Raw genomic sequence first — 10,981 nt, forward strand, 5'->3', positions numbered from 1 at the left:
AGGTCAGAGGGTCTGCAGGCGGAAGAGGGCGATACGGTCGATCTCGGCGAGGGCGCGCTGGAATTCCTGCTCCGGGGTATTGGGCAGGCGCTCCTCGAAGGCGGCGAGGATCAGGTGTCGGTTGCTGCCCTTCACCGCCATGATGAAGGGGAAGCCGAACTTGGCGCGGTAGGCATCGTTGTAGCGGGTGAAGCGCTCCAGTTCGTCGGCGTTACACTGATCCAGGCCGGCGCCGGCCTGTTCGCTGGTGCTGGCGGCGGTCAGCTGACCGGCCAGGGCGGCGCGCCCGGCGAGATCCGGGTGGGCCTGGATCAGTGCCAGTTGTTCGGCATGGCTGGCGCGGGCCACCTGGGCGGACAGCCGCTGGTGCAGGGCCTCGATGGCATCCGGCAGGGGTTGGCCCTCATCGAAGGCGCGCTCGGCGACCCAGGCGGAATGCTCGTAGATGCCGCCGAAGGCCGCGACGAAGGCGGCGCGGTCCAGCTGGCTCGGGGTCAGGGTCTGGAAGCTGCTCATGCCGGCGAATGCTCCTGGTACCAGTGGCGGGCGATGTCCACCCGGCGGGCGAACCAGACGCCCTCATGGCCCTGGGCGTACTCCAGGAAACGCTTGAGACCTACCAGGCGGCCGGGGCGGCCGATCAGCCGGCAGTGCAGGCCGATGGAGAGCATCTTGGGCGCGGTGGCGCCTTCTTCGTAAAGGGTGTCGAAGGCGTCCTTGAGGTACTGGAAGAATTGCTCGGCGGTATGGAAGCCCTGCACCTGGGTGAATCTCATGTCGTTGGTGTCCAGGGTGTAGGGGATCACCAGGTGCGGTTTGCCGGTCGGGGTGTTGGGCTCCCAGTAGGGCAGGTCGTCGTCGTAGGTGTCGCTGTCGTAGAGGAAGCCGCCTTCCTCCATCACCAGGCGCCGGGTGTTGGGGCCGGTGCGGCCGGTGTACCAGCCCAGTGGGCGTTCGCCGGTCAGCTCGGTGAGGATCTCGATGGCGCGCTGCAGATGGGCGCGCTCCTCGGCCTCGTCCATGTATTGGTAGTCGATCCAGCGATAGCCGTGGCTACAGATTTCATGGCCGGCCTGGACCATGGCACGGATGACCTCGGGATGGCGCTCGGCGGCCATGGCCACGGCGAAGACGGTGAGGGGCACCTGGTGCTTGGCGAACAGCTCGAGGATGCGCCAGACGCCGGCGCGGCTGCCGTATTCGTAGAGCGACTCCATGGCCATGTTGCGCACGCCCTGCAGCGGCTGAGCGGCCACCATCTCGGAGAGGAAGGCTTCGGACTCCTTGTCGCCATGCAGGATGTTGCGTTCGCCGCCCTCTTCGTAATTGAGCACGAAGGACAGGGCGATACGGGCGTTACCCGGCCAGCGGGGGTGGGGTGGCTGGGCGCCGTAGCCGATAAGGTCGCGGGGATAGGTCATGGAAGGGGCATCCTGGCAGTCGAGGTGTTTTGTATACAATGTTTGGAGACCTTTGCCGAGTCCCAGCAAGAATCTTGCCTAACTGGTCAGACCGGTCTGATCGGGCGGCAGGCTTTGCATCGGCGCGATGGGGCAGGTTGCTAGCAGATCGGGCTGTATACAATCGGTGGCGAGAAAGCTGCTAGGCTGGGCCATCTTTTCCTGCAGGAGCCTGCCGATGTCCGTTTCCTCTTCTTCCGGTTACCTGACGACCCATGTCCTCGATACCGCGGCGGGCTGCCCGGGTGCGGGTATCGTCGTGCGTCTGTATCGCCTGGCCGAAGGTCCTCGCCAGGCGCTAGGGGAACTGCGCACCAATGCCGATGGCCGCAGCGACGCGCCTTTGCTACAGGGCGAGACCTTCCAGCCTGGCCAATACGAGCTGGAGTTCGACGTAGGGGATTACTATCGACAGCGTGGCGTGGCCCTGGACGAGCCGGCCTTTCTCGACACGGTGATCCTGCGCTTCGGTATCGCCGATGCGACTGCGCACTATCACGTGCCCCTGCTGGTTTCGCCCTACAGCTACTCGACCTACCGCGGAAGTTAGTGTGGTGTTTCAGAAGTTAACTACACAATTTTGGCGGCGCTTTTTGTCCATGGACGTTGTTGCCACTCCTCGCCATAGCCCTGCTGTGACTCGTCGCGGCGCCTAGCCCACGAACAAAAATCATTCGCCAATTCTTGCGCGAACTTCTGAAACACCACACTAGATTCCGCCTCGCCGCGGTGCGAACAGGCCGGGGCGGGCACCAGTCTGGGGCGTCGCCTCAGTGGTAGGTCGGCTCGGTCGACAGGCGCGCAGTCATCAGCAGCGGCTTGTCGTGGGCGGCGCTTGCGGGCCAGGTCTGGGCGATGCGTTCCAACACCACCTGGGCCAGCATGCTGTGGGTGCGGCTGGCGAAATGTCCCCGCGCACCGAAGATGTAGGCCTGATCGGCACCTGGCTCGACGTAGCTGTCCGGGTCGCAGAACTCCCGGCCGGGCAGGCAGGCATCGCCCTCCGCATGGGTGAAGCCGTAGTTGCCGTAATGGGCGAAGACTTCTTCCATCACCCGGTAGGCGTCCACCAGCAGCAGACGGTCACTGGCTGGCAGATTGGCCTGCAGGGTCTCGTTGTAGAGCTTCACCAGGTCGTGATTACGCTGGGCGAGCTGCTCGGTCCAGGGCTCGAGATAGGGCGCCTTGCCATAGTCGGTATTGTTGAGGACTACCAGGCGCTGGGCGCCTAGGCTGAGCAGGTAGCGCAGCAGCTTGACCTCGTTCATCGCCGTATGCCGGATTCGGGTTTCCACCTGCTCGCGAATGTCGGGAGGAAGCGGGGCATCGGCCATCAGGGCGGCCCTGAGCTTCTTGTCATAGAAGGGCCCGATGATGTCGTTGCCGCCGATCTGTACCAACACCAGATCCTGCTGGCGGAAGCGGCCGTGCTGCATCTCGAAGTTGCGAATCTGCTGGGAGAAGGCGAGGGGCGCTTCGTTGTGGTCGAAACCCGGCTCGGTGAAGCTGCCGGTCACGGCGCCGCCTTCGGCGTAGCAGAGACCATCGGTATCGATCGTGCCCTCATGCCCGTAGCCTTCCGCCTGTCGGTTGGGGCCGAGTTCGATGCCATAGGCTTCGGCGATTTCCTGGGGGTAGGTGCGTCCGGGATTGGTGGCGTAGATGTGGCCGAAGGTACCGCAGTCCATGAGGCTGTCACCGAAGGCGATCACCCGCTGGATGCCTCGTGCTTCGGCGATGGGTTCCGGGCTGGGTACCAGGGCGAGCAGCGCCGCGACGCTGACCAAGGCACTCGCCAATCCCCAATTCCTGTGCATAGTCCACCTCCCGGCAGCACCCTGGATGGGCGCTGCCAACGACTTTTGCAACCTTCATACCGGGAAGAGGGGAAAATGCCGTCGAGAGTTCCCTCAGCCTTGTAATAGAGCAGTTTCCGGGTGATGACAAGCGTGCGAGCCGGCGCTGTCGCCAGGGGTGAAAGGATTGTCGTAGAAGGCCCGGTGACGCTGGATTGGCGCGGATCTTCAGCCAGGGTTCGACCGAGCCAGACGAGGCGCAGCAGCTGCCTGTGGATCAGACGCGAGGCGACGAAAGGACGGGGTGTGCACCAAGACACTGCGGTCGTGAGTGAGGTGGGCAGAGGCTGCGCCAGACCTGTGCGGGCAGGTCGAATGAGCGAGACTTCAAGTTCGCGGGCAGCTATGGGCGATGGCCGCCCGGTTTGTCAGGGGATTCGTGTCAGGCAGGCTCGCCGACCGGTACCGACGACTGCGCCAGGATGGCATCGAGCAGACCGGGGAAGCGGCTGTCCAGATCCACCCGCCGCAACTGGTTCATGTGCGTGGTACCGGCATTGCGGGTGTGCACCAATCCAGCATCGCGCAGGACGCGGAAATGGTGGGACATGCTTGACTTGGGCCGACCGCCATCCAGCTCGCCGCAGGTGGCTTCGGTCACCCGGGCCAGGTAGCGGACGATATCCAGGCGTACCGGATCGCTGAGCGCGTGGAACAGGCGCTCGAGGGAGAATTCGTCGGGACTGGGGTGTTTGAAAGGGCGCATGGGCCAATCATACACCGGGGGTTGGCGATCATGCTATGTTCGATTAGTATCGAATTAACGAACCAACCGTCATCCCTTTGGAGACCACCCAGATGTCCGCATTGTTCCAACCCTTCACCCTCAAGGACGTGACGCTGCGTAACCGCATCGCCATTCCGCCCATGTGCCAATACAGCACAGCGCCGTCGACGGCATGATCAACGATTGGCATCAGGTGCACTATGCAGGCCTGGCGCGGGGCGGTGCCGGTGTGGTCATCGTCGAGGCCACGGCGGTGTCGCCGGAAGGTCGGATCACCCCTGGCTGCGCCGGCATCTGGTCCGATGCCCATGCCCAGGCCTTCGTGCCGGTGGTCCAGGCGATCAAGGCCGCAGGTTCGGTGCCGGGCATCCAGATCGCCCACGCCGGCCGCAAGGCCAGCGCCAACCGTCCCTGGGAAGGCGACGACCACATCGCCGCCGACGACAGCCGTGGCTGGGACACCATCGCCCCGTCCGCCGTGGCCTTCGGTGCCAACCTGCCCAAGGTACCCAAGGCCATGACCCTGGAAGACATCGCCCGGGTCCGCCAGGACTTCGTCGACGCGGCCAAGCGCGCCTACGAGGCCGGCTTCGAGTGGCTGGAACTGCACTTCGCCCATGGCTACCTGGCGCAGAGCTTCTTCTCGGTACATTCCAACCAGCGCGACGACCAGTACGGTGGCGACCTGGCCGGCCGTAGTCGCTTCCTGCTGGAAACCCTGGCCGAGGTGCGCAAGGTCTGGCCGGAGCACCTGCCGCTGACCGCCCGGTTCGGTGTGATCGAGTACGACGGTCGCGACGAAGAGACCCTGGCCGAGTCCATCGAGCTGGCGCAAGGCTTCAAGCGCGAAGGTCTCGACCTGCTGAGCGTCAGCATCGGCTTCTCCACCCCGACCGCCAACATCCCCTGGGGCTCGGGCCTGCTGGCGCCCGTCACCGAGCAGGTGCGCAAGGCGACCGGTCTGAAGGTGGCCTCGGCCTGGAACATCGATACCCCGGCCCTGGCCAACCAGGTAGTGGCCGACGAGCAGCTGGATCTGGTGATGGTGGGTCGCGCTCACCTGGCCGATCCGCACTGGCCCTACCATGCGGCCAAGGCCCTGGGCGTCGACAAGCCGTCCTGGGTACTGCCGGCGCCCTATGCCCATTGGCTGGAGCGTTATCGCAGCAGCTGAGTCGGCTCCTGCCAAGACGAGACGCTATCCTTCAGGGGAGTAGCCGTCAGTCGAGGTGCTGAGCGCAGCCTTCACACGTCCAGCCGCCCGGCTGAGCACAAAAAACGCCGCGTTCTCTTCACGAGAACGCGGCGTTTTTCCTTAACTGATCGGCCTGGGGCCAAGGTCGGGCTGTTCAGGGCCGCAACTTGGTCCTCTGTCGTTGCTGCTTTATCGCGGCCATGGGCCGCTCCTACAACAGCATCAACCCCTGTAGGAGCGGCCCATGGCCGCGATAGTCCAAGTCAGAGCGGTCGCTACGGCGCACTGGCATGGCAGCGATAAGCCAGTTGCCCCTACCGTCAGAGCATCGCCGTAAGAATAGCGTCCATCATCCCCAAATACCGAAGTCGAGGCCATGGCCCGTTGGGGCGGCTTTTTCGTGGCTCACTGCAAGGCCTGTTGGCGCTCCGCGGTGCTGGGGTGGGTGGAGAGGTAGCCGGCCCAGCGACCGTCGGGCGAGGCTTCGGTACATTCTTGGTCTTCTTTACCGTGACAGTCGCTGGCCCGCTCGAGGCGTTCGAGCAGGGCGGTCAGTCGGCTGGCCGGGATGTTCTGCACCGCCAGCGCCTGGGCGGCGTAGCGATCCGCCTCGTATTCGAAGGCCCGGGAGTAACCCAGCTCGGCGAGCACGACCGGGATGGCCGAGACACTGGCGCTGATCGAAGAGACATCGCCGGTGACCACCAGGATGACCAGCCCCAGCCCTGAGCTCTGCAACACGTGGCGTAGGGCATGACGGCGTGCGAGGTGGCCGAGTTCGTGGGCCAGTACGGCGAGCAACTCGTCGTCGTGCTCGGCGAGTTTCACCAATTGATCGGTGAAGACCAGGGTCCCCGAAGGCAGGGCCAGGGCATTGGCGCCCAGGCTGCGGGCGGCGTCGCGGAACTGGATGTCCACCTTGAGGCTGGGGTCGGTCGCCTGGGCGAGGGCCAGGAAGCGTGCACGCAAGGCTTGCTGACGGGCAGCGGGCAGGGTGGATGGCTTGAGCGCCGCGCGGTCGAGCAGGGCCAGGGTGCCGTCGCCCAGGTGGGTGCCGACGCTGGCGGGCAGGCGGAAGGCCAGCGTCTCGGCCAGGGCCGGAATACCGTAGCGGATACCGCCCCAGGCGAAGGCGATCGCCAGGACCAGCGCCAGCAGGACCAGGCGCCAGCTGGACTCCAGGCGATAGGCCAAGCCCTGGTACGCGTCGCTGCCCCGCAGTAGGTCGTCGATGGCATCGTTGTGCGAGGTCTCGAAGCGGCCGACGCCGGGAAAGTCGAGAAAGCGTGGCGTGTTGCCCAGCCGGGAGGAGAGTGTGATCGCCGTCACCGGACTGGGGCCGGCCAGGCGCTGTCCATCGTCCGCGGTCACGGCCCACTGGCCGGCGTCCACCTCCAGGCGCGCGGGGACGCGCCGGGAGGTACTGCCGTCGAAGAACCAGCCTGTCAGGGCGGGCGTCACAGCCCCAGGTCCACACCGAACAGCTCGGCCGCTTCGCCGCCGGTGGCCGAGGCGCCATCGCGCTGATCGGCGATGAAGGCCTCGACGTCGCCCTCGGCCTCCAGGGTGATGTGCTCGGCGGCATAGCGCGCCGTGCGGACCCGGGCCCAGGGGTAGAACAGGCCCAGGGTCAGCAGCATGCCAATGAGGTTGGTCAGGACCAGCAGGCTGTAGGAGGCCAGGCCGTAGTGGGCGCCCAGGCGGACCACGCCGGCGCGGGCGCTGCGGAAGTACAGATTGGTCAGGGTGACCTTCACATAGGCGAAGATCAGCTGGTAGGTCAGCAGCAGCACGATGATCGACGCGCTGGGCGAGCCGGTCAGCGAGAGGGCGACATTAGCGATCATGCCGAGCACGACCAGGGCGATGATGCCCAGGACCATGCGGTAGTAGGGCCCGACGCCGGCCTGGAAGCTGAAGCCCTGGGTGCCGAAGCGGCTGTGGCTGGCGATGAAGGCTTGCTGCCGTTGTACCGCGACGGGATAGAGGATGCCGAGGGTAACCACGCCGAGCAGCGGCCAGCCGATGAACACCTTGATGGCTTCGCCCAGGCGCGCCTCGAAGCCGAAGCGCACGCCGCGCCAGGCGGAGTTGTGATGATGGAAGCTCAGGGCGCGAACCACGATCCAGGGGGTGACGGCCAGTAGCATCAGACCCGCGAAGAGCTTGACCAGGGGGGCATAGAGGCTGAGCACATAGTAGCCCGCCAGGACGGCGACCATCAGCAGGCGACCCTTGAGGATGGCGCGTGGATCGGCCAGGTACTCGAAGGCGTTGCCGTCCAGCCGGGTGTTGCCATAGAAGTATCTGAGGGTACGGACCTTGGCCCAGGCCGAGTAGATACCAAGGGTCAGGACGCTGAGGACCAGGTTGACGATCCAGATGCGGAAGAACTCACCGCCCTGGCCGTGGAATTCGAGGGGGAGCCGGCGGGGCTCGTCGTCCCCTACCTGCGGTCTGGCCTGGATCGGCGCTGCAGGTGGTTGCTGGGGCACGAGGGTTAGCGGGGCGCTGGGGGTAGCCACCGACAGGGCGCCGGCAGGAGATTCCACGACGTCGCCCGTCGAGCTTTCCAGGCGCGCCAGGGCACCGATCTGAGTGAGGCGCTGCAGGTAGCCTTCGGCTTCCCTGCGGCCCATGTCGCGCTTGATGACGACCGGCTTGGCGCTGAACAGGTGCTCCAGACGCTCGGTGCTCAGGCCGTAGGCGTCGGCGAAACGCCGCTTGACCTGTTCCAGATCGAAGCCTTCGGCGATCTGACCGGAAAACACCACGCTATAGGTAGGGCTGGGCATCTACGCATCCTTTCGTAGGGGTTTGGGTACCGGGACTATAGCCAGGGTGCTTGCCCGGGGTGACATCCGCAGAAGATATGCGGTCGTCCCGGGTTGCCGGACGGCTGATCCTCCCGGGCGGGCGATGCTATCGATGCCAGCAGCTAATCGCGTAGCTGGCTAATCGTTAGGCCCGCACCTTGCATGACGGCAAGGCGATCCATCGCAGCGTTATCGTCATACAAGGAAATAGCCATGTCAGAGATGTCTCGTCGCTCCTTCGTCAGCCTGGCCACGCTGGCCTCCGCCGCGGTTCCGCTGGTCGGCTGGTCCCGCCTGGCTGCCGCGGATACGTCCGCGTCGCCCGTGCGGGAGAAGGTGCTGATCAACTACAACGAGAATCCCCTTGGGCCTTCGCCCAAGGCCGTGGCCGCCATGCAGCGGGGCGCGGCCATGAGTGGTCGTTATCACTTCGAGTACCAGGAGCAACTGATCGAGCTGTTCGCCAGCCAGCACGGCCTGCCCAAGGACCACGTTCATGCCTTTTGCGGCTCCAGCGAACCTCTTCAGTATGCGGTGATGGCCTTTACCGGTCCCCGCAGCCTGGTACTGGCCAACCCCAGTTACGAAGCGGCCATGGTGGCCGCCAAAGCCAAGGGGGCTAGGGTGCACGAGGTACCGCTGGATGCCACCCACGCCCATGACATTCCCGCGATGCTCGCGGCCGACAGCCAGGCCGGGCTCATCTACATCTGCAATCCGAACAACCCCACCGGTACCGTCACGGCGCGCGAGCGCATCGAATTCGCGGTCGCCAATCGTCCCAAGGGCAGCGTGGTGATGATCGATGAGGCCTACATCCATCTGAGCAATGAAAAGAGTTGCCTGGATCTCGCCGTCCAGCATGACGACGTCCTGGTCCTGCAGACCTTCTCCAAGCTCTATGGCATGGCCGGCGCACGACTGGGCTTCGCCGTGGGTAAACCGGAGTTGTTGGCCAAGTTGGAGGTATTCGGTGGAGAGAACGCCATTCCGGTCGCCGCCATGCTGGGCGGTATCGCCAGCCTGGAGGATCGCCAGCTGGTGGCGCAGCGCCGCAAGGAGAACGCCGCCACGCGTGACGAGACCCTGGCCTGGCTGCGCCAACGGGGCTTCGCCTGTACGGCCTCCCAGGGCAACTGCTTCATGGTCGATACCGGCCATCCGGGCCAGCAGGTAATTGCGGCGCTGGCCAAACGCAACATCGTCATCGGCCGCACCTGGCCGGCGTGGCCGACCTGGGTGCGGGTCAGCGTCGGGCTGCCGCAGGAGATGAAGGCCTTCCGCGAAGCCTTCGTCGCGGTGCTCAAGGATCCGGCAGCGCTGGCCGGGCTCGCGCCCCTGGAACGTCGGGGAGGTCAGCTGGTGCAGCTCGCCTGATCCGCCGAACGCGCCGCTAATAGCGTTGGTAGCGTGGATAACGGCGCTGCCTTATCCACCTTTGCCTTGCGTTCTGGGCTACACAGTGGAAAACGCTGCGCGGTTTTCCACGCTACGGGATTGAGGCTTGATTGCACAGTTACTTAGGATTGTGGGGCTTCGCTTTGCTCAACCCAACCTACGGTTACCGGTAGGTTGGGTTGAGGCGGCTCCATGTCGAAGCCCAACAGGTTCAGGCGTCGCGGTGGTGTACCCGGCGACCGGCAGCATGGGTCTCGCGTACCACGCGGTCGTCGGCGAGGGTGGCGAGGACGAAGAGGGTTTCCTCCAGGCTCTTGGACTGCTGCAGGCGGTAGTCCAGCAGTGGGGTGGCCTTGAGGTCGAGGACCACGAAGTCGGCGTCGTGGCCGGGGGCCAGGCTGCCGATACGATCTTCCAGGCGCAAGGCGCGGGCACCGCCGAGGGTGGCGAGGTAGAGCGACTTGAAGGGGTGCAGGCGGTTACCGCGCAGCTGCTGCACCTTGTAGGCCTCGCCGAGGGTTTGCAGCAGGGAGAAGCTGGTGCCGGCGCCGACGTCGGTGCCGAGGCCGACGTTGACCTTGAAGGCCTCCATCTTCTGGAGGTCGAACAGGCCGCTGCCGAGGAAGAGGTTGGAGGTGGGGCAGTGCGCCACCGCCGAGCCGGTGTCGTGCAGGCGCTGGCATTCGGCGTCGCAGAGGTGGATGCCGTGGGCGAACACCGAGCGCGGGCCGAGCAACTGGAAGTGGTCATAGACGTCCAGGTAGTTGGCACGCTCCGGGAACAGCGCCGTCACCCAGTCGATCTCCTTGAGGTTCTCGGAGAGGTGGGTGTGCAGATAGACGTCCGGGTATTCGGCCAAGAGGCGTCCGGCGGCTTCCAACTGCTCGGGGGTACTGGTCGGCGCGAAGCGCGGGGTGACCGCATAGTGCAACCGGCCCTTGCCATGCCAGCGTTCGATCAGCGCCTTGCTATCGGCATAGGCGGACTCGGCGGTGTCCTGCAGATAGTCCGGGGCGTTGCGGTCCATCATGACCTTGCCGGCGATCATGCGCAGGTCGAGGCGTTCGACGACCTGGAAGAAGGCATCCACCGACTGTGGATGGACGCTGCCGAACACCAGAGCGGTGGTGGTGCCGTTACGCAGCAATTCGCCGACGAAGATCTCCGCCACCTCGGCGGCCTTGGCCGGATCGGCGAAGGCGCCCTCGGTAGGAAAGGTGTAGGTGTCCAGCCAGTCCAGCAGCTGCTCGGCGTAGCTGGCGATCATGCCGGTCTGGGGATAGTGGATATGGGTGTCGATGAAACCGGGGGTGATCAGGGCGTCGCGATGCTCGATGACCTGGGTGCCGGCGGGCAGGGTGGGCAGCAAGTCGGCAGCCGAACCCATGGCCTGGATGCGGCCGTCGTCGACCAGCAGCAGGCCGTCGGCATGGTATTCGTAGGAGGCGTCCAGCCCGACCTCGGCTGGGTCGGCGAGGCTGTGGAGCAGGGCAGCGCGATGGGCGATGGCGGTCATAACGATCTCGGAT

9 protein-coding genes and 1 pseudogene are annotated in these 10,981 nt (G+C 65.3%); 3 read left to right on the forward strand and 7 right to left on the reverse strand.

Translation table 11 applies throughout. From position 1 onward, the window contains the following. Positions 1 to 3 precede the first annotated feature (3 nt). The gene (uraD, locus tag RND78_RS01355) at positions 4 to 516 is read right to left on the reverse strand and encodes a 2-oxo-4-hydroxy-4-carboxy-5-ureidoimidazoline decarboxylase (protein ID WP_312725404.1); all 513 of its coding nucleotides are present in this window, start codon (positions 514 to 516) and stop codon (positions 4 to 6) included. Continuing rightward, positions 513 to 1,421 carry an allantoinase PuuE gene (gene puuE / locus RND78_RS01360; RefSeq protein WP_312725405.1) on the reverse strand — a complete coding sequence of 303 codons (909 nt, stop codon included), beginning with the start codon at positions 1,419 to 1,421 and terminating at the stop codon, positions 513 to 515. Before puuE ends, uraD begins: the two co-directional genes overlap by 4 nt. A gap of 217 nt (positions 1,422 to 1,638) precedes the next feature. On the opposite strand from puuE, the gene uraH reads away from it, so the two are divergent. After that, entirely contained in the window at positions 1,639 to 2,010 is a 372-nt protein-coding gene (uraH, locus tag RND78_RS01365; RefSeq protein WP_312725408.1) for a hydroxyisourate hydrolase, read from the forward strand. A 220-nt stretch (positions 2,011 to 2,230) separates the two neighbouring features. Here uraH and RND78_RS01370 read toward each other — a convergent pair whose 3' ends face one another. Together RND78_RS01370 and RND78_RS01375 are read right to left on the reverse strand one after the other, a co-directional pair. Next, a complete protein-coding gene (locus RND78_RS01370; RefSeq protein WP_312725410.1) occupies positions 2,231 to 3,259 on the reverse strand; it encodes an SGNH/GDSL hydrolase family protein in 1,029 nt (342 codons plus the stop codon). A 439-nt stretch (positions 3,260 to 3,698) separates the two neighbouring features. Continuing rightward, positions 3,699 to 4,022, reverse strand: a complete 324-nt coding sequence (locus RND78_RS01375) for a helix-turn-helix transcriptional regulator (RefSeq protein ID WP_312725411.1) — start codon at positions 4,020 to 4,022, stop codon at positions 3,699 to 3,701. Between the two features lie 92 nt (positions 4,023 to 4,114). Between RND78_RS01375 and RND78_RS01380 the strand changes: the two are divergent. Continuing rightward, a pseudogene (locus tag RND78_RS01380) lies at positions 4,115 to 5,217 on the forward strand (NADH:flavin oxidoreductase/NADH oxidase). Between the two features lie 426 nt (positions 5,218 to 5,643). Here the strand turns inward: RND78_RS01380 and RND78_RS01385 are convergent. Both RND78_RS01385 and RND78_RS01390 read right to left on the reverse strand, forming a co-directional pair. Next, on the reverse strand, positions 5,644 to 6,699 hold the full coding sequence (locus RND78_RS01385; protein ID WP_312725412.1) for a M48 family metallopeptidase: 1,056 nt from the start codon (positions 6,697 to 6,699) through the stop codon (positions 5,644 to 5,646). Then, complete coding sequence (locus tag RND78_RS01390) at positions 6,696 to 8,033, reverse strand: YjgN family protein (protein ID WP_312725413.1); 1,338 nt, start codon at positions 8,031 to 8,033, stop codon at positions 6,696 to 6,698. Before RND78_RS01390 ends, RND78_RS01385 begins: the two co-directional genes overlap by 4 nt. Positions 8,034 to 8,267: 234 nt before the next feature. Between RND78_RS01390 and RND78_RS01395 the strand changes: the two genes are divergently transcribed. After that, complete coding sequence (locus RND78_RS01395) at positions 8,268 to 9,431, forward strand: pyridoxal phosphate-dependent aminotransferase (protein WP_312725414.1); 1,164 nt, start codon at positions 8,268 to 8,270, stop codon at positions 9,429 to 9,431. A 232-nt stretch (positions 9,432 to 9,663) separates the two neighbouring features. Here the strand turns inward: RND78_RS01395 and guaD are convergent, their stop codons facing one another. Further along, positions 9,664 to 10,968 carry a guanine deaminase gene (guaD, locus tag RND78_RS01400; RefSeq protein WP_409457003.1) on the reverse strand — a complete coding sequence of 435 codons (1,305 nt, stop codon included), beginning with the start codon at positions 10,966 to 10,968 and terminating at the stop codon, positions 9,664 to 9,666. Positions 10,969 to 10,981 lie beyond the last annotated feature (13 nt).

The sequence above is a fragment of the Pseudomonas oryzihabitans genome, assembly GCF_032027545.1.
In the GTDB taxonomy this organism is placed as follows: Bacteria; Pseudomonadota; Gammaproteobacteria; order Pseudomonadales; family Pseudomonadaceae; genus Chryseomonas; species Chryseomonas oryzihabitans_F.